The sequence below is a fragment of the uncultured Stenotrophomonas sp. genome (assembly GCF_945952405.1).
Taxonomy (GTDB): domain Bacteria; phylum Pseudomonadota; class Gammaproteobacteria; order Xanthomonadales; family Xanthomonadaceae; genus Stenotrophomonas.
This window is the reverse complement of sequence record NZ_CAMFIA010000002.1, coordinates 41356-61347: the sequence shown is the minus strand read 5'-3', so window position 1 is coordinate 61347 and position 19992 is coordinate 41356. Positions and strand designations below refer to the sequence as shown.

Here is a 19992-nt window from a genome sequence, read left to right as displayed (position 1 = left end):
CGAGGGCCGGTTGGACGAAAATGCCGCGGGCTGGTGCTTGCAGGAGGAAGTGGCCCGCAATGGTCCTACCTGACTTGCATCCAATACCTGTCAGGGGAATGAGGCCTCGGCTGCCATCGAGTCGCTGCCATCTCACCCGGCAACGAGGGACGAGAGCGGCAATCCCCACTCAATTGCCGACGACCGGAGGCTCCGCAAGGGAGCTTCGTTTCACCGGCGCGTCGGCCAGTTCGTTTGGGAGGTGCTTCGCTGAGCCCAGGGTCTATTGCAGCGAGTGGCGGGCCTTGCACGCCGTCGCGTGCTCGGCCAGATGAGCCGGGTTGGGGTGATCCCCTTTGGACACCGGCAGACGAAGCGGCCTGCCTTGAAGGGAAGCGTAGTCGGTAGCCAGAAGAGCCGGAGCGAGAGCCACCGTGTTCTCGGCCGTGATCCAGAGCAGTCGGCAATCGAACAGGGTGTGGAGATCGGCACGAAGGAGCAGGCCGTTGTCCACGCGGTTGGTGTGGTCGCCCTTGTAGGGCAGTACGTGCGCCGCTTCCAGTACCTCCGGGGCAGCGCATCCCGTGATGGCGCACTGGCGATCGTAGGCGTCAAGCAGGCGGGCGCGAAACAAGGGTTGGCCGCGGCGTAGCGCGACCGCGCGCATGGCCCACACCCTGGCGTCGTGCTCGTTGTCGATCGCAGATGCAGGGTCGAACGCGTCGGCCTGGCCTTGCGCTTCCGCACGCGTTTGGTCGTCCTGGGGCAGGGGCACGACCACCCATTTCCCGTCGCCGCCTCTCTGGAGGTCCAGGTGACCGTGGATGACCGGGTTGAACGGCACATAGCGGGTGCGTTTGGGAGGACCAGCGTCCACGATCGCGAACAACCGGTCGTGGGGGTGACCCCGGTCGGTGCGCCAGTCGGATCGGGCATGGTTGTAGTGGGGTCGGCGGGGGAAGTTGACCGTCAGCTGCTCCAGGTTGGCCCGCAAGTCGGCGATGGGGTCCGAGGGGAAGTGGGTCTCGATCCATGCGCCCACCTCGGCCAGCGTCCCGCCCCCCATCGCTTCCACCGCTTCGGCAACCCGCCAGTACTGCGCTCCTGCGGCGTCGGTGGCTATCTCGCCGACGTGGTCGAACGCCAACACGAAATGGTCACCGTCCAGCAACTCCACATGGCCCACCCAGTCGGGGCGGGCCTTGAACGTGTTGCGCGGGGCCTTGTCTGGATTCCGTTCGCGCTCGGCGCGGTTGTGTTGGGTCGCGACCACGGCCCGCAGTGGCAACCCTTCGCGGTAGGCCACGCCCAGGTGCTTCTTGAGCAGGTTCTTGCCCGCGCCGTTCCACCGCGCGAGTGAATCATCGTAGATCCACCGTCCGTCGCGTTCGACAATTTTGTGTTGCCAGAGACTCACCACCATCTCTCGCGGATCATCGGTGACCGCGGAAACCGCCCACGCACGATTGACCAGCTGGGCGCCGTAGCTCTGAAACTCCCGTTCGATACCCATGTGTCCCCCCTTAGGTGATGCAAGTATCGCAATGTGATGTCGCGTCTTCCATTGGCTGATTGCATCCCTTCTCGGCGGAGAGCGAGGGGAGACGGTTGATCCGCTTCAATCGTGCCCAAGCACAAGGGATCAAGATTGGCGCTGACCGGAGCGCCTCACAGGGCGGGATCTGTTGCACCCCAAGGGGGAATGCTCGCTGTGAACACCCTCCAGGGCGAAGCCCTGATGGGCGAGGCCTGGGCCCTCTGGCGGTTCAGGGGCAGCGAGGGGCATTGCAGGGAATGCCCCGTGCCGGATCGATCGCTACTTCGGCATGAGCACGGTGTCGATCACATGGATGACGCCGTTTGACTGGCCAACATCGGCGATGCTGATCCCGGCCTTGCCTCCCTTGGCATCCACCACCCACAGCTTGCCGTCGCGAAGCGCAACGGTCAGCGGTTCGCCCTGAACGGTCTTCAAGGTGGCCTTTCCACCATGCTTCCGGGCGTCCGCCATCAGTTGGGCGGAGCTGTAGGTGCCGGGCACCACGTGGTAGGTCAGGATCTTGGTCAACTGAGCCTTGTTCTCGGGTTTCACCAGCGTATCCACCGTGCCTGCCGGCAGCTTGTTGAACGCTGCGTTGGTGGGGGCGAAAACGGTGAAGGGGCCGGCTCCGTTGAGGGTGTCAACCAGGCCGGCTGCCTTGACCGCAGCGACCAGCGTGGTGTGGTCCTTCGAGTTGATGGCGTTCTCGACGATGGTCTTGGTCGGATACATCTCCGCACCGCCGACCATCACGGGGGTGGCGGCGAAACCCGCCGAGCTTGCGGATACGATGACGGCGAAGCCAACTGCGGCAGTAATGCGCTGTAGAGCGTTCACGGTGCGTTCCTCCAGGGGATGCCCGCAAGACGCGGGCATCCTACATACGTGCTGAAGCAGCGCGTGGATGCAGGTACCGCTAGTCTGGATGCAGTTCGCAGAGCTGGAGCCCGTTGTGACTTTCGAGTGAAAGCATGCGGGTGCTGGCGAGCGCTACAGGGCGCGCAGGTGTGGCTCCGGCCCGATGAGCGGGTCGCATGAAGACTCGGGTAGCGCATCGATCCGTTGTGTCAGGAACTGCAATGCTTGTGCCATGCCGTCCCGATATTCGTCGCTACGACCCTCGCACCGCAACGCCTGCTCATCCGTAACAATAGGCATTGCGATAGACCAGATTGCTCGCGTGGCATATGGATTGCTCGTGCTTGTTATCAGGGCATTTGAAAACCCTTCCAGCACACGCAGCCGGCCCTCTGCCATCGAGAGCTTTCGCTCGCAGTCCTTGAGGCGCATCTCCATGACCAGGAACGCCTCTTGCCCTCGTTTGAACACTCGCTCTCCCCAGTGGAGTGGGCCTGGCAGGCCCATTTCGGATTGTTGCTCCAACAGGGGTGAAATGTGAACTGAGTCTCGTTCAGCTTCGCGCGTGGCAGTGGTCGGGTGTGCGGCCGGCAAGGCCCGCGTTGCTGATCGCCTGGCGAACGCCGCAACCAGGGCAGGAAAGGACGGTGCCGCCTGCTACGTGTTCCATCTCACTCTCGTTCCAGACCGCGTTGGAGCCGCATGCCGTGCAGGTTGCTTCAATCTGGAGCGCTCGCGCTATGTCTCCGCCCGTGCCTGGCCTGAAGGTGAGGTCGGTTATCCGAAATATGCCGGTATGACGCATGTGGATGCCGGTAAGTATCTACTGACGAGGTTAGAGCCGCTGGAATATCGGCGGCGTCGATGGGGCGTTGATTACGAGTGGAGGCGACGACTACTTGTCGTTGGATCCATTGAGTTCTTCGAGGCGCGCACGGCTGACCGATTGATGGTTGCCGCAGGTCGGGCAACTCAGAGAGGCGCCTCCATCAAGGTCGACGAGGCCATGGTTGGGAATCGCCCTGAACTGCCTGGAGCATTTGATGCAGGCGCAGTCGATTCGAGTGACCTGTAGCAAGGTGCCATCCGTGCGCGTCACTCCTTCGACGCTGGTTACGTAGAACTGTCCGATGTCCCGCATGAAGATGAATGGCAACCTGAACTTTTGGGCGCCCATCATGATTCGTTGCCGCCAAGGCGGGGAAAAGGAATTCTTAAGAGTTAAGAATGCGCATCGCGGTTTGGGCTTGTGCAGCGCGCCGGAGTATGAGCGGCTGCCTGGGCATTCTCCAAGGCAGAACGCACGCTCATCAGCGTTGTTGCATACGCAAGCCGGGTTCAAGCTGATGGCAGGGACACAGGGACTCTCCTGTACGACAGCGATTGATTCGCCCGCTGCTTCGACGGGTCTGAAGTCTGAGACTTCTATGGCCACGAGCGCGTCATGCAGTCGACGAGTCGCGCTGTCATCGCTGAGCTGGCTCGAACAGATATCGCTTCGCGATGCAGCGCGGCGAGCGCGTCAGCCCTGATGCGGATGTCGACTGCTCCGCTGCCTCAATGCCAGGACGGCACGATGCGGAGTGGAAGGCTGTGGAACGCAGGATTGCGCGCGGGTCGAGCCGGTCATTGCTGGCACAAGATTCGTCGCAATCGAACCGGTGATGTCGCTATGATCAGCTCACGCACGCTGGGCTCGGCGTAGTTCATTCACCTGTCAATGGTTCATTTCGGATGTCAAATGATTGGCGCCCCTCTCCCTGGGGAAAACTGTTCACCCGCTCCGCCGATTGGTCGATTCGCATGGAGGGAGAGAGGGTTGAGGTTGTCATCGGCGGTCAACCCTATCAGGCCGTTCTGAAATCCGAGCATCAGCTTCAAGTCACGCCTGGCCTTCTCTGGTCGATGGTCGAGATCCAGGCAGAAGGCGGCCTGCAGGTGGTTGGAGATGGCCTGCCCAATGAACAGGGGCATCATCTACGAAGTGCAATCGCTACGCGTGTCGCCGAGCGCAGGAGGCGCGAGCGGCTGGCGATGTTCGAAGCCACGATCACGCTGATCTGTGACTGGTTGGCAAAGGCGAAGGATCTGGTCGAAGAAGGCAGCAACAGCCGCCGCTGGATCACCCATGAGCAGCAGCAAGCCGTGCTTCTTGCTCGCCCAGAGTTGGCATTTACGCGCGAGGAGCTTCAGGTGCTCGCCCTGGATGATGATCTCCACGAGGATCTGGGCTCCTGCGAACATCAGCGAGCGCTGGGACAGTTGCGGGACTGGGATCAGGATTGGGTCAGCCTCTGGGAGGAGGCGAACGAATCCATGACCCGGCGCGAACTGGTACTCGCGAAGGATTTCATGGATCGGGTGGAGAGTGATCCACTGACCGAAGAGCAGGCCAGGGCCGTCATCTGCTTCGATAACCGCGTGCAGGTCGTCGCCTCCGCCGGGTCCGGAAAGACCTCCACCATGGTGGCCAAGGCCGCCTATGCTGTCGAGCGCGGTTTCCTGGCGCCGGAGCGTATCGTGATGCTCGCGTTCAATGATGGCGCGGCCAAGGAGCTGCGTGAGCGCGCAGACAAGGCGCTCGATCGCCTTGGGATGAATGGAGTGGAGATCCAGGCCTGCACCTTCCATTCGCTGGGCTTGTCCATCATCCGAGGTGCGAGTGGCCGTAAGCTCCAGGTCCCGGAATGGGCGCGGCACAAGGAGAAGGGCATTGAAAAGCTGGGAGAGCTGATCGACCAGCTCAAGGATCGCTCCACACACTTCCGAACCCAATGGGACATGTTCCGGCTGGTGTTTGGCAAAGATCTTCCCTGCTCAGCGGCAGATTCAATGGCCGACGGATTTGATGCGAATGGAAGGCCCTATCTGAACACGCTCAGTGGCTCGCGCGTTCAAAACATGGAAGAGCGTGTCATTGCTGACTGGCTGTTCTACAACGGCGTGGATTTCGAGTACAAACGCTCCTATGAGTTCGACTCGGTAAGAGATATTCATCGCCAGAATCAGCCGAACTTCTATTATCCCGATGCCGATGCCTATCACGAGCATGCAGCGCTGCCCGTAGGTGCCACCCCTTCGCAGCAGGCGCGCGATGCGGACGATCTGGCCTGGCGGCGTGAGCATCACGCATGCAGGGGCAGGGCGTTCATCGAAACGACGTCGGTCGAGCTCAGGTCCGGCCAGGCCTTCAGGCGTCTCGCTGAGCAACTGCCCGGGCTGGGTATCGAGGTCGATCCCAATCCGGACAGACCGCTGCCGGAACGAGCTGAAGAGCCAATGTCGGAGGATGATCTGATCAGTCTCCTGCGCACGTTCATTGCACATGCCAAGAGCAACGTGCTTTCGCTGGATGACATCTCCGAGCGCCTGCGGGGCCTGCCTGAAGACCACTACAAGGAACGCCTTCGCCGTTTCCTGGAACTGGCGACGCCGGTGTACCAGGCATGGGATGACGCATTGGGTGCTGAGCAGGGAATCGACTTTGAGGACATGTTGAACACGGCATCCCTGTTTGTGGAACAGGGGCGTTACACGTCGCCGTACGACCTTGTCATGGCCGATGAGTTCCAGGATTCATCCCGGGCCCGCGCGCGTCTCTGCGCGGCGCTGGTCAGCGCTCCTGGCAAGCATCTGTACGCAGTGGGTGACGACTGGCAGGCGATCAATCGCTTCGCCGGCGCGGATCTCTCGGTCATGACCGATTTCTGTGGATGGAATGGACATGGCAAGGTTCTGCGGCTGGAAGAGACCTTCCGGTTTCCGCAGGAACTGTGCGACGTGTCAGGTCGCTTCGTCATGCGAAATCCGAGCCAGATCAGGAAGAACGTGCGTTCATCGAAGCCCCCCGCAGGTGCCGTTCTTCAGGCCTTCCAGGTCAACAACAGGAAGCAGGTACAGGATGGGGTGAGGCAGTATCTGGCACAGCTTCAGGAGAAAATCCTTTCGGGTGTTCTGCCGAGAGGCCAGGACGGGCGCGTGTCTGTTCTGGTACTGGGTCGCTACAACTTCGAGAGCGACAAGGTGCCTTCTGATTGGGAGAAGGACTTTGGACAGACCATGAGCGTTGAGTTCATGTCCATCCACAGGTCCAAGGGCAAGTCCGCTGACTACGTCATCCTTCCGGGCATGATCCGGCGCAGCTTCCCCAGCGCCAAGCAGGATGACTCGGTACTGTCATTGGTAATGCCGCAAGGCGACACCTATCCCGATAGCGAAGAGCGGCGATTGTTCTACGTTGCGCTGACGCGCGCGCGGAGGACAGTCGTCATGTTCACCGTCCAAGGGAAGGTTTCCCCGTTCCTGGGGGAGCTGCTGCAGGAACGTGCCGTGGAGCTGACTACGCTCGGTGGCCAGCCGATCAACGAGGAGCAGTGTCCTGTGTGCAAAGTCGGTGTCTTCGTCGATCGAATGGGGCGGAATGGAGCTTTCAGGAGCTGCTCGAGCTATCCGGACTGTGAGAACAAGCCGAGAAAGCGGCGTTGATTGCGCGGGCATCACACCGATCTGGCGTTCAGTCGGCAACGCCTGGTGTCGCCCGGCGCACTTCCAGGTACCGGCTGGGTGTCTCTCCGAGCACGCGACGAAATGCCGATGAGAATGCGCTGGCACTTGCATAGCCCAGATCCAATGCGACGCGGGTGACGGGCTGGCCCGCACCCAGGCGCTCGATGGCGATGAGCAGGCAAACCTGCTGTCGCCACTCTGCAAAGCTCACGCCCGTCTGCTCACGGAAAAGGCGAGTGAAGGTTCGCCGGCTCATCCCGGCTTCGGCGGCCATCATGTCCAGCCCGACAGCAATCGAGGGCTGATTGAACAGTTTCCTGCATGCGCGTGCGAGACGAGCGTCGCGCGGCAGTGGTGCATGAAGCGAGAGCGGCGGCATTGACGCAATCTTGGCGATCAGCAGGCTCATCAGCTTGCCAGTGCGGCCCTCAATGTCATACATGGCCGGAACATCGATGGCCTCCTCAAGCAATTGCCTGAGAAGTTCCGAAACGCCGTAGACGCAGCACGTGGACGGCAGTTCTTCGGCCGCTGCTGCTTCCTGCGAGATGAACGCGTTGAGCATGGTGACTGGCCCGCACATGGTCATTCCGTGGGAAACACCCGCAGGCACCCAGCAGGCCCGTCGAGGCGGGACGAGCCAGCGGCCTTGGGGGGTATCCACACTGATCGTGCCGCGGCAGGCGAACGCGAACTGACCGCGCCGGTGCATATGCGCTGGAAACGATGAGCCGGCAGCGTAATCGTTCGCCGTCACGACCACGCTGCGGGGGATGTCCTCGAAGGGGTCGAGCAAGGTGTTTCGCATGACCCGGATTCTACAGTGGATGGCCCGCTGTCGAAGGCCGGGTGGGGGCGCTGGGCCTACGATCTGGCGAGCCTTCACATGGCGGAAGATCGCGTCCGAGAGGAGTTCGCGTCACGCCGGATGAAGACCCCTCATCTGCACTGGAGTACGTCTTGCCGAATACCTTTCATCGCGTGGGAAACGGTTCCCACCCCGTCCTGGTTCTTCACGGCTGGTTCGGCGACGCCGGCTCGTTCGAGCACGCTGAGCCATGGCTGGACAGGCAGACGTTCAGCTACATATTCATGGACTATCGCGGCTACGGGGGCATGAGGAGCGTCGGCGGCCAGTACACGATCGATGAGATCGCCGTCGATGCACTGGCGCTTGCCGACGCCCTCGGACTTCATACCTTCAGCCTGATCGGCCATTCAATGGGAGGGGTGGCCATGGAGCGGATCGCAGTACTCGCGCCTGAGCGTGTACGGGCAATGGTTGCCGTCGCACCCGTTCCCTGTGGCGGCATTTCATACGATCCCGCAACGCGCCACCTGCTCGAAGAGGCTGCGGTGCACCTGGAAAATCGAAAGGCGATCATCAACCGCAGCACCGGCGGGCGGTTGCCCGCTTCCTGGATTGATTGGAAATCGGAGTATTCGGCAAGGCATTCCTCCCCAGAGGCGTTCGCCGCCTACCTGCGCGCATGGGCCGATACCGATTTCAGCGATGAAATCTCCGGGCGGCATCCGGTCAAGGTGATCGTGGGGGAGCATGACCCGACATTCAACGCCGGGCTGATGGAAAGGACCTATCTTCGGCGATATCCTGAATCCAGCATCGAGGTCATGGCCAATGCCGGTCACTATCCGATGAACGAGGCACCGCTCGCACTTGTCAGGAGCGTCGAATCGTTTCTTGCCGAATCAGTGAAGGGTCTGGAGAGTCATCCGTAATCACGGTGACTCTGGCGCGACGCCCTGCGCTCGATGCCGGCGGACCCGGGATGCGGTGTCCGCCCGGGGCCTGCGCAACCCACACCGGGTGGGTACTTCAGCAGCCGGCCCGGCGGCGCGGGATCCTCCACAGCAGGCCGCCCCATATCCACGCCGCCAGCGCAATCACCAGAACCCCGATCATGAACGCTGCCCTGTGTTCTGGTGGCACGGGGTTGAGGTAACGCAGCGTGAGAAATGGCTCGACATGCAGGATCTCGGTGGCGGCGAGCGAGCTGAAGAACATCGCCAGGACCAGTCCGGTAAAGCGCGGACGTCTGCCCCGATCCGCCTTCGCGCCCGTCCAGAACCAGAGCAGGCGCAGCAGCTGGATCACCGTCGCGGCGAACGGGAGGCAGATCCACAACACCAGCGCGCAAAGCGCGAGCACGTCCAGGATTGACATGGTGATTCCTCCTTGATGTGCAATCTTGCCACCGTCCAGGCGCGGGCGCTGGCCCGGCCGGGGCACTCTGTTGTGCAGGAGCTCCTCGCAATGCTGCGGTTGGCCTGAAACAGAAAGGCCCCGCAATTGCGGGGCCTCAGGGTTGCTCTGCCGGTCACTGGCGTTTGATGCGCGCGGCGTCGAATCCGCTGACATCGAATTCCCAGGTCGGTGCGCCCTGCCTGTAGACGTTCGCTTGGATCCGGACCGTGTCGGCCGCTTCCATTCTTTTCTGGAAGTCGGCAAATCCCTGGATGAAGAGGGTCTCGCTGGAGCTGTCCGAAGGCCCTGTTGCGCGGTAGGTCCTGGGCTGGGCATCGCCAAAGCGGACAAGGACATCGCATCCGGAGTAGCTGCACTGCAGCTGGCCTCTCTCGATCTGCAGGAATACGTTGCTTCCGTGTTGCGGATGGCGGCGCAGGGTCAGGGTGGCATGCTGGGCGCCGGCGTAGGGGAAGTCGAAGCTGTGCGTATTGTTGCTGCGGACCTCGGCGCCCAGCGCCGTCTTTCCGGTCATTGGGTCTCGATTGGTCCAATAGCTCCACTGCTTGCCACGATTGGCCTTGCGGATGCGTTCTTCGAACGTTTCTGCCAGCGCCGCCGCAGCCTTGCCCTCAGCGGTATCGCCATGGAAGGCCATCAGGTCCTTCGCTGCGAGCAGTCGAATATCGTCGTCGCGACGTTCATCGTTCACTTCTTCGAGCAGACGGGCGAGCCTCTCCTCCCTGGTCTCTGTAGGGTATCCGGATGCGGCAGTGGCGATCGGCGCTGAGCTCCTGACCGACATGAGAAGACAGGCAGCGACGATGGCCAGGATCACCACGATCAGGATGATCAGTACACAGCCGGTCCTGCGCTTTCCTGCAGGTTTCTGCTCGCTGGGCGGGGCTGCCGTCGCCTGTGTACTTGGGGGAACCGGATGGCCACAGTTTGGGCAGGCCGCGGCCTGGTCACTGATCTGACGGCCACACTCAACGCATGCAATCAATGCCATCCCTTTCCCCTGATGTCCATTCAACTGAAACGAGCGATCCGCTCGATGCGGGAGACATTATCGCCGATCACTCCGGTCCAGAAAATGGTGTTCGAGCACTGATCGCGGACGCAATCCCACGGTTGGCAGGTGGTGGGCGAGCAGCCCTTCGGAAGGGCGGGTCATGCTCCGATTCCTCTGGCGGCATACCATGTTCTAGGTGGCGCTGCAGGAGAATGGATTGCCCGTACTTCGGGTTGGTTGCAGCACCGGTGTTTTCACCTATCCGCTTGTTCCCGATGGTCCCGATGAGACGAGAACAGGTGTGCTGGGGCCCAGCATGACGGGGGATTCGATCATCTTTGCAGCGGATGGCGACGGCACGGTGTTCTCCTATCTGGGTCTGGATTTCCAGAAGGAGAAATGACCTGCGACCGGCAGGATCCATCGCGTCACGCGCCTCACCGGCGGTTCGTTTCATCCGCGAAACAGGCGCGCCTGACCGGCCACCTGTCGTGGCCGGTCATGGGAATTCAATCGAAAGCGAACTTCTTCAGCTCCTCTGCGGTGGGAGGAACCTCGACAAGGTCGCCACGCCGGACCCGTTCATCCAGATCCATCGCCGATGCTGCCAGTGCATCCTGCGCATCGAAGTCCCACTTTTCCTTGTATTCCCGCGCCAGCAGATCGCAGACGGCCTGGGCGCGCTTGTAGCTGTCCTTTTTCTGGCCGTCCTGCATCAGTTCATCGCGGTGGATCTGGCACAGCATGAGCTGGTGCGCGTCCTCGGCGCGATCGCGTTCCCAGCCGATGTCGGGCAGGCCTGAAAGGGCGGCGGCAAGCGCGAATGCGGTCATTGGCATGTCGGGTATCCAGGTGGGCGGTGGGAACCCGAGCGTATGCGAGCTGATGCGCGGCAAGGTCACTGCCGTCCACGATGTTTCACGGCGCGTTCACCATTCGCTGCAGCATGGAAACAGTACCGCGTTGCCGTACTCCGGGTCGGCCTGAAATTGCCGATGTGGCTCGGAGCGCGGGAAATTATCTGCTATGCCTGACGCTGCTGCAGGGTATTCGATGCAGCAGTGCCAGCCCTCAACCGAGGGCTGGCCCACATCACGCCAGCGCGTGAGTTACGGGATGGTGCAGCCGCTGTTTCTCAGGCAACGGGCAAACGACGGATAGCACACGTTCTCGCCATTACCCGCCGCCAGGCAGGCGTCGTAGGCGGTGTAGCACGGCGTACAGCGGGACTGCGCGGAGGCACTGCCGACTCCCAGGGTCAGTGCAGCAGCCGCAATAGCAACAGACAGCTTGAATCCAATCTTCATGCTTCACTCCGTTGATAGCCCTCCTTGGGCACCTCGGAGGCTAACGCGAGAAACTGACGCATTCAACACGTACTGTTCTCGCTACTGCGAGGGGATTTCCGGTATCGGGACGATTTATTTTTTACTGTCTGCTGGCCGTCCATCTGAATCTGGTGGCCGCGAACGCTGTAATGCAGCGCGCCCTGTGCAGCTGATCTCGTTCCGGTGGTGCCGGCTACTCGCACTTGCCGTCGCTGGGAGTGCAAGTGGCCGCGCGAGGTCGCCGTCCACCGAAAGCGAAAGGAAATCCACCATGTCCGGCGCGACGCAGGCCCGCCGTACCCTCAACGGCCACACCTACACCGATGCCTCCGTGGATGTGAAGCTGGGGCCGACGACCTTTCGCATTCCTGCCAACCCTCTGGGCACCCAGATTGCACCGTGGCCAGTCGCTGCAGCAGATGGAGGCGGCGAGCTTGGATTCGCTGCCGGCGGTCGTGCAGCCTCCGCAGGAGATCGAGATGCAAGAGCGCGGGAATCCTGCGTTGAGGGTGGGATGAATTCACTCCGTGTCAGGAGATGCCCCTCGGAAGGGGCATTCACGGGCCTAGGGGGCCGCCTTAGGGGGGCGGGGATCGGCAATGATCCGCGAAGGTGACCCATACAGCACCAGCACCCGCATGCCGGTACTGAATACCGGATCCGGGCCTTGCACGACTGTCATCAGATTCCCGTTGTCCGTCTGCACCACATATTCGAGGCCTTTGGCCTGCGAGAGTGCGCGTTCGGAAGCGGCGCCAGCAATGGCCCCTGCCACAAGGCCGCCGATGGCACCGATGGCCGCTGCCTGGTCACTGCCCCCGATGGTGGATCCGGCCACGCCGCCGGCGGCCGCTCCGGCAACTGCGCCACCTCCCTGTGAGCCGTCAATACTGACGGCACGAACGCTGATGACTGTGCCGCTTACAGTGCGGTTGACCTGTCCCACCGAACCGATGGAATAGCTGTCCGTGCGTACGTTGGGTGCGCAGGCCGTCAGCATCACGGCAACCGATGCGGTCAGTAGCAGGCACTTCACGGTGCTTCCTGCTTGTTGGGGAACATCGGCTTGGATACGTCCACAGTTTCCAGGGCCTGCAGGAACTGAGCAATGTTGTTCTGTGCCGAGCGACTGATCGATTCGCGGGCACGGATGATGCCGACGAAAGCGTAGTTGAACGGAACTTCGCCGGAGGCGCTGACGTCCTGCGTATAGACGATGCTGCCGGTCGCGCGGTCGATCAGCTCGTAGCGTGCGATCGTCTTGGTGGTCATTGATGCACCGAAATTCGGGATGTCGATGGCCAGGATCTTCACCGACAGGCTCAGCTTTACCGGCGCGTCGTCGCGGAATATCGCCATCTTGTTCAGCGCTTCGGTCAGCGCGTTCTGCCACATCTGCGGAACTTCGTGCTGGGCTTCTGCCGGAATCTTGCCCTTTGCCTCATCTGGACGAGCCAGCGTGACGGTCAGTGATCTCAGTTCTCCATTGATCTTCTTGCTGCTGACTCCGACGTTCGGTACCGAGAAATTGAGCGGCGGATTGGTGGTGCAACCGACCAGCGACACAGCGATGATCGCTGCGAACAGGAACTTCTTCATCCATTTTCCCCTGTGATTGCGTTGGAACATCCATGGTGAATCGTGTGCGGGTCTGCAACGCTCGCATAGCACTTCTGCACCGCTCGCATAGCACTAAATCCGCGGCGGGCGGCGCCGGCTGCTGCCCTGGCTGACTGCGCGCAAGAATACCTGAATTGAGGCGGGTTGCCTTCCTGCTGCTTCGCAGAAAGCGAGGTGTGCTTGCAGGTGAGGCAAAGGGAACTGTTGGCGCGCTCCCCCGGTGATCTTCGGCTTTAACGGCTTGCAGGGTTCGTGTACGGCGTACCTGCCAGTGCCACCAGCACGCCGGTACCGCCGCGCACGATCAGCTGCTGCATGGCTTCGCGCGGGTCTTCGCCGTTTCGCTGGGCCGCCAGGCCTTTCTCATAGGCGGCCACCATCGACGCCAGCAGCATGGTCGCGCCCATGCGTGCCTCGGCATCCTGTGCCGGTTGTCCCGCGGCGTCGGCCATCAGCTGTGCGAGGTCGTCGCTCAACTGGGCCTGCAGCCGCCGCGCATGAGCCACCAGCACCGGGCTGGCGGCCACGGTGGCCCAGAACGCCGCTGCGCCGGCATTGATCCGCAGCAGGGGATGGCCGCCATCCAGCAGGTCGCGTACCAGCGACTGGAAGGCGGCCAGCGGCGGCATGCGGGTCCGCGCTGCCATGCCCTCGCGCAGCAGCGCCCGGGCTTCTTCGTCGCGGTCGAAGACCAGGTCTTCCTTGCTGGCGAAGTAGTTGAAGACGGTCTTGCGCGAAACCCCGGCGGCTTCCGCGATTTCCGACATGGACACGGCCTCGAAGCCGCGCCGGATGATCAGCTCGGTGGCGACGTCCGAAATCGCTTGTCGGGTCTCGGCCTTGCGCTGCTCGCGGCGGCCTGGCGGCGGTGTCATCGGCGGTTCACTTGTGGAAACGTACACCGAGTGTAACATTGCCGCCACCAGAGCGCCGACCCGGGGCTCACAAGGAATTCCCATGCTGTACGACGTCGTCATTGCCGGGGCTGGCCCGGTGGGCCTGTTCCTGTCCTGCGAGCTGGCCCAGGCCGGGTGTTCGGTGCGCGTGCTGGAACAGGCGGAGTCGGCCGAGTCACCGCTGAAGCGCCTGCCGTTTGGCCTGCGCGGCCTGAACGCGCCCACCCTGGAGGCGCTGCACAGGCGTGGCCTGCTGGAAGCGGTCGCCGCGAACCAGGTGCTGAAGCCGGACAAGGGCGCCCCGCCGCCCGGTACCGCCCATTGGCTGGCGCAACCCCGCCCGCTGGGCGGCCACTTTGCCGGCATTCCGTTCGCGCTGGACACTGTCGACGATGGCCGTTGGCAGTGGCGGCTGCCGACGCCGGCGGCCACCCAGATGGCGATCGAGCTGCAGGCGCTTGAGGCGGTACTGAGCGAGCGGGCGACCCGGCTTGGCGTGCGCATCGATCGCGGTTGCGCGGTGCAGGCGCTGCAGGCGGATGACGATCAGGTCGTGATCGAGACCGCCTGCGGCACGGTGCATGGCCGCTGGCTGGTCGGCTGCGATGGCGCCCGCAGCACGGTACGCAAGCAATCGGGGTTCACCTTTGCCGGGACGGCCCCGGAGTTCACCGGGCACTCGTTGCGGGTCGAACTGGCCGACCCGTCGGTGCTCACGCCGGGCCGGCAGTACACCGGGCAGGGCATGTGCAATTTCAATCCGCCCGGAGTGCTGGCGCTGGCCGATTTCGATGGCGGCGCGGGCCATCGCACACCGCTCGACCGGGAGGGAGCACAAGCGCTGCTGCGACGCGTGTCCGGCCGCGACGCAACGATCACCGCGTTGCATCTGTCCACCACGTGGACCGACGCCGCACGCCAGGCGACGGCGTATCGCAACGGCCGCGTGCTGCTGGCCGGTGATGCGGCGCACATGCATTCACCGCTGGGCGGCCAGGGCCTGAACCTGGGGATCGGCGATGCGATGAATCTCGGCTGGAAGCTGGCCGCGGTGGTATGCGGCGATGCCGACGAGGCATTGCTGGACAGCTACCAGGCCGAGCGCCATCCGATCGGCGCGAAGGTGCTGGACTGGTCGCGTGCACAGGTGGCGCTGATGCGCCCGGACGCAGGCTCGCGTGCGCTGGCGGCGGTCATGGCCGATCTGGCCGCCACCCGCGATGGCGCCACCTACCTGGCCGAACGGGTCTGGGGCGTTTCGCAGCAGCAGGAGCTTGGGCCGGGGCATCCGCTGGTCGGCCGCAGCGTGCCGGACTTCCAGCTGGTCGACGGCCGCCGCATGGGCGAGCTGCTGCGCGCAGGCCAGGGCATGCTGCTGGTGTTCGACGCGGCGCCCTCGCTGCGCGCGCTCAGCGATGCATGCCCGCGACGGGTGGTCTGCATCCGGCAAGCGGCGGAGGAAACGCTGGGGCTGGGCGCGGTCCTGGTGCGTCCGGACGGCATCGTCGCCTGGGCCTGCGATGCCGGTGGCGACGACGCCGGGCTGGCTGAAGCGATGCAGCGCTGGTTTGCAACCCCGATCGCGGTCTGAGCCGCAGGGCACCGGCGCCGTCGATGCAGGCTGCGCCGGCGGCGGTTACAGCTCCTTCTTCTTGCCGCTCAGGTCCAGCGGCGTGTCGCTGCCCTTGCGCTCGCTCGACCACACGTCCATGCCCTTGTTGCAGCGGCTCTCGCGGGCGGCCACCTCGCGTGGCAGGTCCTTCAGCAGCGGCGACTCCTGGCAGGCGGGGTGCATGGCGCTGTCGTCATAGGTGGCACAGGCGCCGAGTGATGCCAGCGCAAACACGGCAACGGAGATGCGGGGCAGGGCGTGCAGGTTCATGGACGGTCTCGAGGGGATGCCGGGCTGGCCAAGGCATTCAAATCCGTGACAGCGGGCACGCACAATCCAACCGACCTCACTTGTTATTCTGTAACATTTGCGGGATAGTCCGGCGCTTGCTGCCCTCAGGCAATGCAGACCATCAGCACCGCGCACAGCGCCAGCATCAGCATGAACACGCGGCGGCTCAAGGCGAGGCAGGCCAGGCCTGCCGCCAACGCCCAGGCGGCGAGCAGCACGCAGGCCAGCAGCCACGCGCCGGTCGCCATCAGCGAGCCATTGGTCAGCACCGACAGTGCGATGGCCTTGAACAACGCCACGCCCAGCACGCTGCCGAGGACGCCGGCCTGCAGGGCAATGGCATCGTGGCGGGCAGGGGCGCGAGGGAGCAGCATGGCGGGTGAGGGAGCAGCGGCTGATGGGACGTCCGCAGCACTTTGCCCGAAGCCATATCCACGCCGTGTGTTCTTCGCGTGCGCGCGGCGTGGCTCAGTCGAACTCGCCTTCGGCAGACTCCAGCCGTTGCCGGTATGCCGCCCGGTGCTGGTACAGGCGTTGGCATTCGGCCGACCTGTGGATGCGGCTGGCCGGCTCGCTGGCTACTGCGTCGCACATCCGTGCAATGTGGTTGTTTTCGGCCAGTTCGGTGACGAAGAACACCGCGGTGATGCCAGTGCCGAGCAGCACGACATACAGCAAACGACTGAGCCAGCGTGACAGCGTGCGCTCGAAATGCTGCTGGATGGTCAGGTCGAAGCGGATGATGCTGAGCACGATCCAGATGATCGCGACCAGGAAGCAGAGCGAGGGCAGCAGGCCGCGCCACAGGCCGGCTTCGTAGACCGATTCGTTGTAGTGGACCGCAGCGCCGGCACCGGCGATGGCAATCGCCAGCGCCCAGTTGCGACCCAGCGAGAGCAGGTCGTCGAGCAGCTTTTCGCGGTTCCTGGTGGGGGCGGCTGCCACGTCGTGTCCTTCTGCCTGCTGCGATCAGCGACGGGGCGTCGCTGATCCTGCAGATGGTGGGGCATTGCCGCGGCGATGAGAAGCCTGCCGGCTCAGTACGCCCCCGCGCGTGCGCCGATCCAGCGCCTGTAGCGGCGGGTCCGGCAGCGGGCTGCCGCCTGTGCCAGCAGCAAGGCCCACACCGGCGACACCCCGGGCGCGGTGGGGCGGCGCCGGCTCAGTCGCCCGAGCTGGTACTTCACCGCAGCCATGTGCGCACTGGCCGCCAGCGGCTTGCTGCGCCAGTCGATGTTGCGCAACACAGGCACCTGGTCGCGCCCCTGCTGCCACTGCTGCGGCAGATCAGGCGCAATCGCCAGCGCGGTGGCGATACCCACCATGGCCACGCCGCTGTCCAGCACCTGCTCGGCCACCGCGCGGCGGCGGATGCCGCCGGTGACCATCAGCGGCATCGTTGCCACGGTTGCGATGCCGCGCGCGAATTCCAGGAAGTAGGCCTCGCGGGCCAGGCTGCGCTGGTCGCGCGCGGCGCCGGTCATCGCCGGCGCCTCGTAGCTGCCGCCGGACAGTTCGACCAGGTCCACGCCGAGCGGGGCCAGCATCTGCACCACCTCGCGTGCATCTTCGGGCGAGAAGCCGCCGCGCTGGAAATCGGCGGAGTTGAGCTTCACCGCCACCGCGAAGGAGGGCGACACGGTGGCGCGCACGCCCTGCACGATCTCCAGCAACAGGCGCGCGCGGTTGTGCAGGCTGCCGCCCCAGCGGTCATCGCGGCGGTTGGACAGTGGCGACAGGAACTGGCTGAGCAGGTAGCCATGCGCAGCGTGGATCTCCACGCCGCTGAAGCCTGCGCGCTCGGCCAGCTCGGCGCTGCGGATGAAGCGCGCGATGACATCCTCGATCTCGGACTCGGTCATGGCCCGTGGCGGTGCGAACTGTCGGGACAGGGCACCCATCGCCAGCGGCACCGCCGAGGGTGCCAGCGCCGGCTGGCCGAGCGCGGCCGGCATCTGCCGCCCGGGGTGGTTGATCTGCATCCACAGCTGCGTGCCGTGTGCGCGGGCGGTGTCGGCCCAGGCGATGAAGCGATCCAGCTGGCGGTCGTCTTCCAGCACCACGCCGCCCGGCCCGGTCATCGCGCGCCCGTCCACCATTACGTTGCCGGTGATGATCAGCCCGGCGCCACCCTCGGCCCAGCGCCGGTACAGCTCCAGCAGCGCGGCCGAGGGCGCGTGGTCGGCATCGGCCATGTTTTCCTCCATCGCCGCCTTGGCGATGCGGTTGCGGATGACGGCACCGGAGGGCAGTGCCAGGGGCGAGAACAGCGACATCGGACAGCTCCAGGACAGGGGAATGGCGCTACGCTAACCTTCAAGTTTGATTGAAGGTCAATACCGTCCAATGCCGGGGATTCAGGCGCATGAAGATAGGTGAGCTGGCCCGCCGTACGCGCCTGGCGGCGTCGCGCATCCGGTTCTATGAAGACGCGGGGCTGCTGGTGGTGCCGCGGCAGGCCAATGGCTACCGGGACTATCCGGAGCAGGCAGTGCTGCTGCTGGAGCTGATCACCGGCGCCCAGCGTGCGGGCTTCAGCCTGGAAGAGATCCGCGCGCTGCTGCCGCCGGACATGGGGCAGTGGCAGCACGAAGCGTTGATCGCCCTGCTGCAGCAGAAGGTGACCGACATCGAGGCGCTGCAGCGGCGCCTGGAGCAGAGCCGCGCGCACCTGCTGGCGCTGATCGCGGATATCCAGGCACGGCCGGAGGGGATCGATTGCGCGGCCAATTCGCGGCGGGTACTGGACCGCGTGCAGCGCGGGGAGCTGGCACGGCCGGCGCTGGCGGCCGGCGATGTGGCGATGCTGCGTCCGGGCCGTCGCCGCCGCACGGGCAGCGGCTGACGGCCGGGCATGCTGCTCAGTGGCTGCCGGCGACGGTGGCCTTGCGCTTCCTGTCCAGCATCACCGCCACACACCACAGCAGCAGGCCGCCGATCGCGGTGGCCGCGCCCACGTAGCCGGTGCTGGCCGGGCTGAAGCCGGCGCTGATCGCCATGCCGCCCAACCACGGGCCGAGCGCGTTGGCGGTATTGAAGGCGGCGTGGTTGGAGGCAGCGGCCAGCGTCTGCGCTTCGCCGGCCACGTCCATCAGGCGGGTCTGCAGCACGGCCGCCAGCGCGCCCATGGTGCCGACGGTGATGATCATCGGGCCGATGGTCCACACCGACTGGGCGGCCAGCGGATACAGCAGCAGCATCACGATCGACCACAGCAGCACCACCGCGGCGGCCTTGAAGTGGAACTTGTCGACCAGCCAGCCACCGGCGATGTTGCCGATGATGGCGCCGATGCCGAACACGCCCACCGCCAGCGGCATCCACGATTCCGCCACGCCGGTGACCTGCACCAGGGTCGGCGCCAGGTAGGTGAACACACAGAACATGCCGGCGAAACCGACTGCACCGATCGCCAGCGCCAGCCACACCTGGGGGGTGTTGAAGGCGCGCAGCTCGCGCATCGGCGAGGTGCGGACCTCGTCCGGATCCGGCAGCAGGAAGCGCGCGATCATCGCCACGGTGGCGATGGCCAGCACGCTGACCAGGGCGAAGGCGGTGCGCCAGCTCAGCTGCTGGCCGAGCCAGGTGGTCAGCGGGTTGCCGATCAGGATCGCGATCGACAGGCCCAGCAGCACCCGCGACATTGCCTGGCCGCGCTGGCCGGCCGGGCTGATCGCGGCGGCAACCAGCATTGCCACGCCAAAGTAGGCGCCATGCGGCAGGCCGGCGACGAAGCGCGCCACCAGCATCGTGCCGTAGTTCGGTGCCAGCGCACTGGCCAGGTTGCCGATGGCATAGAAGCCCATCAGCGCCAGCAGCAGCTTGCGGCGCGGGAAGCTGGCGCCGACGAAGGCGAGGATCGGTGCACCGACCACCACGCCGATGGCGTAGGCGCTGATCAGGTGGCCGACCTGGGTCTCGGAAATCGACAGGCCGCGGCTGATCTCCAGCATCAGGCCCATGCTGGCGAATTCGCTGGTGCCGATGGCAAAGCCGCCCAGTGACAGGGCGAGGATGATCAGGGTGCGCTGACGGGGCGTCAGCCGCGCAGCCAGGGAAGAGTTGGGGCTCATGCGGGGGCGCGATGGGGGCGGGGAGCCGCCCATTGTACTGCTGCACCGCAGCAGGAGCAGCCATGCGC

The 19992-nt window shown here is 64.3% G+C and carries 22 protein-coding genes and 1 pseudogene; 6 read left to right on the top strand and 17 right to left on the bottom strand.

Annotated elements, in window-relative coordinates; genetic code table 11:
* Nucleotides 1-262: 262 nt before the first annotated feature.
* The 4 genes from Q0P60_RS02625 to Q0P60_RS02610 all read right to left on the bottom strand — a co-directional run bounded on the left by Q0P60_RS02625 (nucleotide 263) and on the right by Q0P60_RS02610 (nucleotide 3554).
* Entirely contained in the window at nucleotides 263-1492 is a 1230-nt protein-coding gene (locus tag Q0P60_RS02625) for an HNH endonuclease signature motif containing protein (protein WP_294987954.1), read from the bottom strand.
* Nucleotides 1493-1795: 303 nt separating this feature from the next.
* Nucleotides 1796-2269, bottom strand: a complete 474-nt coding sequence (locus tag Q0P60_RS02620; RefSeq protein ID WP_294988480.1) for a fasciclin domain-containing protein — start codon at nucleotides 2267-2269, stop codon at nucleotides 1796-1798.
* A gap of 240 nt (nucleotides 2270-2509) precedes the next feature.
* Nucleotides 2510-2815: a hypothetical protein gene (locus tag Q0P60_RS02615; protein ID WP_294987951.1), complete on the bottom strand. Its 306-nt coding sequence runs from the start codon at nucleotides 2813-2815 to the stop codon at nucleotides 2510-2512.
* A gap of 457 nt (nucleotides 2816-3272) precedes the next feature.
* The gene (locus Q0P60_RS02610; protein ID WP_294987949.1) at nucleotides 3273-3554 is read right to left on the bottom strand and encodes a hypothetical protein; all 282 of its coding nucleotides are present in this window, start codon (nucleotides 3552-3554) and stop codon (nucleotides 3273-3275) included.
* A 557-nt stretch (nucleotides 3555-4111) separates the two neighbouring features.
* Here Q0P60_RS02610 and Q0P60_RS02605 point away from each other — a divergent pair.
* Entirely contained in the window at nucleotides 4112-6862 is a 2751-nt protein-coding gene (locus tag Q0P60_RS02605) for a UvrD-helicase domain-containing protein (protein WP_294987947.1), read from the top strand.
* Between the two features lie 28 nt (nucleotides 6863-6890).
* Here Q0P60_RS02605 and Q0P60_RS02600 read toward each other — a convergent pair whose 3' ends face one another.
* Nucleotides 6891-7691, bottom strand: coding sequence for a helix-turn-helix transcriptional regulator (locus Q0P60_RS02600; protein WP_294987945.1), 801 nt, complete (start codon nucleotides 7689-7691; stop codon nucleotides 6891-6893).
* Nucleotides 7692-7843: 152 nt separating this feature from the next.
* Between Q0P60_RS02600 and Q0P60_RS02595 the strand changes: the two genes are divergently transcribed.
* Nucleotides 7844-8623 carry an alpha/beta hydrolase gene (locus Q0P60_RS02595; RefSeq protein ID WP_294987943.1) on the top strand — a complete coding sequence of 260 codons (780 nt, stop codon included), beginning with the start codon at nucleotides 7844-7846 and terminating at the stop codon, nucleotides 8621-8623.
* A 97-nt stretch (nucleotides 8624-8720) separates the two neighbouring features.
* On the opposite strand, the gene Q0P60_RS02590 is transcribed toward Q0P60_RS02595, so the two are convergent.
* Nucleotides 8721-9068 carry a hypothetical protein gene (locus Q0P60_RS02590; RefSeq protein WP_294987941.1) on the bottom strand — a complete coding sequence of 116 codons (348 nt, stop codon included), beginning with the start codon at nucleotides 9066-9068 and terminating at the stop codon, nucleotides 8721-8723.
* Nucleotides 9069-9222: 154 nt separating this feature from the next.
* Complete coding sequence (locus Q0P60_RS02585; RefSeq protein ID WP_294987939.1) at nucleotides 9223-10101, bottom strand: zinc ribbon domain-containing protein; 879 nt, start codon at nucleotides 10099-10101, stop codon at nucleotides 9223-9225.
* A gap of 199 nt (nucleotides 10102-10300) precedes the next feature.
* On the opposite strand from Q0P60_RS02585, the gene Q0P60_RS02580 reads away from it, so the two are divergent.
* Nucleotides 10301-10507 (top strand): hypothetical protein, encoded by a 207-nt coding sequence (locus Q0P60_RS02580; RefSeq protein WP_294987937.1) that lies wholly within the window; start codon nucleotides 10301-10303, stop codon nucleotides 10505-10507.
* Between the two features lie 106 nt (nucleotides 10508-10613).
* Here the strand turns inward: Q0P60_RS02580 and Q0P60_RS02575 are convergent, their stop codons facing one another.
* Together Q0P60_RS02575 and Q0P60_RS02570 are read right to left on the bottom strand one after the other, a co-directional pair.
* A complete protein-coding gene (locus Q0P60_RS02575) occupies nucleotides 10614-10937 on the bottom strand; it encodes a hypothetical protein (RefSeq protein WP_294987935.1) in 324 nt (107 codons plus the stop codon).
* A 276-nt stretch (nucleotides 10938-11213) separates the two neighbouring features.
* The gene (locus tag Q0P60_RS02570) at nucleotides 11214-11411 is read right to left on the bottom strand and encodes a hypothetical protein (protein WP_294987933.1); all 198 of its coding nucleotides are present in this window, start codon (nucleotides 11409-11411) and stop codon (nucleotides 11214-11216) included.
* A 184-nt stretch (nucleotides 11412-11595) separates the two neighbouring features.
* Here Q0P60_RS02570 and Q0P60_RS02565 point away from each other — a divergent pair.
* Nucleotides 11596-11838, top strand: a pseudogene (locus Q0P60_RS02565) (hypothetical protein); the annotation flags it as partial.
* Between the two features lie 159 nt (nucleotides 11839-11997).
* On the opposite strand, the gene Q0P60_RS02560 reads toward Q0P60_RS02565, so the two are convergent.
* The 3 genes from Q0P60_RS02560 to Q0P60_RS02550 all read right to left on the bottom strand — a co-directional run bounded on the left by Q0P60_RS02560 (nucleotide 11998) and on the right by Q0P60_RS02550 (nucleotide 13927).
* The gene (locus tag Q0P60_RS02560) at nucleotides 11998-12468 is read right to left on the bottom strand and encodes a hypothetical protein (RefSeq protein ID WP_294987931.1); all 471 of its coding nucleotides are present in this window, start codon (nucleotides 12466-12468) and stop codon (nucleotides 11998-12000) included.
* Complete coding sequence (locus tag Q0P60_RS02555; RefSeq protein WP_294987929.1) at nucleotides 12465-13031, bottom strand: UDP-N-acetylglucosamine acyltransferase; 567 nt, start codon at nucleotides 13029-13031, stop codon at nucleotides 12465-12467. Before Q0P60_RS02555 ends, Q0P60_RS02560 begins: the two co-directional genes overlap by 4 nt.
* Nucleotides 13032-13285: 254 nt before the next feature.
* Nucleotides 13286-13927, bottom strand: coding sequence for a TetR/AcrR family transcriptional regulator (locus Q0P60_RS02550; RefSeq protein WP_294987927.1), 642 nt, complete (start codon nucleotides 13925-13927; stop codon nucleotides 13286-13288).
* 82 nt (nucleotides 13928-14009) lie between these two features.
* On the opposite strand from Q0P60_RS02550, the gene Q0P60_RS02545 reads away from it, so the two are divergent.
* Nucleotides 14010-15539: an FAD-dependent monooxygenase gene (locus tag Q0P60_RS02545; protein WP_294987925.1), complete on the top strand. Its 1530-nt coding sequence runs from the start codon at nucleotides 14010-14012 to the stop codon at nucleotides 15537-15539.
* A 45-nt stretch (nucleotides 15540-15584) separates the two neighbouring features.
* Here Q0P60_RS02545 and Q0P60_RS02540 read toward each other — a convergent pair whose 3' ends face one another.
* The 4 genes from Q0P60_RS02540 to Q0P60_RS02525 form a co-directional block, all read right to left on the bottom strand.
* Entirely contained in the window at nucleotides 15585-15830 is a 246-nt protein-coding gene (locus tag Q0P60_RS02540) for a hypothetical protein (protein ID WP_294987923.1), read from the bottom strand.
* Between the two features lie 125 nt (nucleotides 15831-15955).
* A complete protein-coding gene (locus Q0P60_RS02535) occupies nucleotides 15956-16225 on the bottom strand; it encodes a hypothetical protein (RefSeq protein WP_294987921.1) in 270 nt (89 codons plus the stop codon).
* A 94-nt stretch (nucleotides 16226-16319) separates the two neighbouring features.
* Complete coding sequence (locus Q0P60_RS02530; RefSeq protein ID WP_294987919.1) at nucleotides 16320-16796, bottom strand: hypothetical protein; 477 nt, start codon at nucleotides 16794-16796, stop codon at nucleotides 16320-16322.
* 92 nt (nucleotides 16797-16888) lie between these two features.
* On the bottom strand, nucleotides 16889-18127 hold the full coding sequence (locus Q0P60_RS02525; RefSeq protein ID WP_294987916.1) for an NADH:flavin oxidoreductase/NADH oxidase family protein: 1239 nt from the start codon (nucleotides 18125-18127) through the stop codon (nucleotides 16889-16891).
* 89 nt (nucleotides 18128-18216) lie between these two features.
* Here Q0P60_RS02525 and Q0P60_RS02520 point away from each other — a divergent pair, with 89 nt between their 5' ends.
* Nucleotides 18217-18696, top strand: a complete 480-nt coding sequence (locus tag Q0P60_RS02520) for a MerR family transcriptional regulator (RefSeq protein WP_294987914.1) — start codon at nucleotides 18217-18219, stop codon at nucleotides 18694-18696.
* 16 nt (nucleotides 18697-18712) lie between these two features.
* Here Q0P60_RS02520 and Q0P60_RS02515 read toward each other — a convergent pair whose 3' ends face one another.
* Complete coding sequence (locus tag Q0P60_RS02515; protein ID WP_294987912.1) at nucleotides 18713-19924, bottom strand: MFS transporter; 1212 nt, start codon at nucleotides 19922-19924, stop codon at nucleotides 18713-18715.
* Nucleotides 19925-19992: the final 68 nt, after the last annotated feature.

Excerpts from the sequence above, each read along its gene's own strand:
- Q0P60_RS02615 (WP_294987951.1), bottom strand. The coding sequence starts at position 2,815 with ATGGAGATGCGCCTCAAGGACTGCGAGCGAAAGCTCTCGATGGCAGAG.
- Q0P60_RS02545 (WP_294987925.1), top strand. The coding sequence starts at position 14,010 with ATGCTGTACGACGTCGTCATTGCCGGGGCTGGCCCGGTGGGCCTGTTC.
- Q0P60_RS02515 (WP_294987912.1), bottom strand. The coding sequence starts at position 19,924 with ATGAGCCCCAACTCTTCCCTGGCTGCGCGGCTGACGCCCCGTCAGCGC.
- Q0P60_RS02610 (WP_294987949.1), bottom strand. The coding sequence starts at position 3,554 with ATGGGCGCCCAAAAGTTCAGGTTGCCATTCATCTTCATGCGGGACATC.
- Q0P60_RS02605 (WP_294987947.1), top strand. The coding sequence starts at position 4,112 with ATGTCAAATGATTGGCGCCCCTCTCCCTGGGGAAAACTGTTCACCCGC.
- Q0P60_RS02525 (WP_294987916.1), bottom strand. The coding sequence starts at position 18,127 with ATGTCGCTGTTCTCGCCCCTGGCACTGCCCTCCGGTGCCGTCATCCGC.
- Q0P60_RS02555 (WP_294987929.1), bottom strand. The coding sequence starts at position 13,031 with ATGAAGAAGTTCCTGTTCGCAGCGATCATCGCTGTGTCGCTGGTCGGT.
- Q0P60_RS02520 (WP_294987914.1), top strand. The coding sequence starts at position 18,217 with ATGAAGATAGGTGAGCTGGCCCGCCGTACGCGCCTGGCGGCGTCGCGC.
- Q0P60_RS02540 (WP_294987923.1), bottom strand. The coding sequence starts at position 15,830 with ATGAACCTGCACGCCCTGCCCCGCATCTCCGTTGCCGTGTTTGCGCTG.
- Q0P60_RS02600 (WP_294987945.1), bottom strand. The coding sequence starts at position 7,691 with ATGCGAAACACCTTGCTCGACCCCTTCGAGGACATCCCCCGCAGCGTG.
- Q0P60_RS02550 (WP_294987927.1), bottom strand. The coding sequence starts at position 13,927 with ATGACACCGCCGCCAGGCCGCCGCGAGCAGCGCAAGGCCGAGACCCGA.
- Q0P60_RS02590 (WP_294987941.1), bottom strand. The coding sequence starts at position 9,068 with ATGTCAATCCTGGACGTGCTCGCGCTTTGCGCGCTGGTGTTGTGGATC.
- Q0P60_RS02620 (WP_294988480.1), bottom strand. The coding sequence starts at position 2,269 with ATGGTCGGCGGTGCGGAGATGTATCCGACCAAGACCATCGTCGAGAAC.
- Q0P60_RS02585 (WP_294987939.1), bottom strand. The coding sequence starts at position 10,101 with ATGGCATTGATTGCATGCGTTGAGTGTGGCCGTCAGATCAGTGACCAG.
- Q0P60_RS02625 (WP_294987954.1), bottom strand. The coding sequence starts at position 1,492 with ATGGGTATCGAACGGGAGTTTCAGAGCTACGGCGCCCAGCTGGTCAAT.
- Q0P60_RS02535 (WP_294987921.1), bottom strand. The coding sequence starts at position 16,225 with ATGCTGCTCCCTCGCGCCCCTGCCCGCCACGATGCCATTGCCCTGCAG.
- Q0P60_RS02570 (WP_294987933.1), bottom strand. The coding sequence starts at position 11,411 with ATGAAGATTGGATTCAAGCTGTCTGTTGCTATTGCGGCTGCTGCACTG.
- Q0P60_RS02575 (WP_294987935.1), bottom strand. The coding sequence starts at position 10,937 with ATGACCGCATTCGCGCTTGCCGCCGCCCTTTCAGGCCTGCCCGACATC.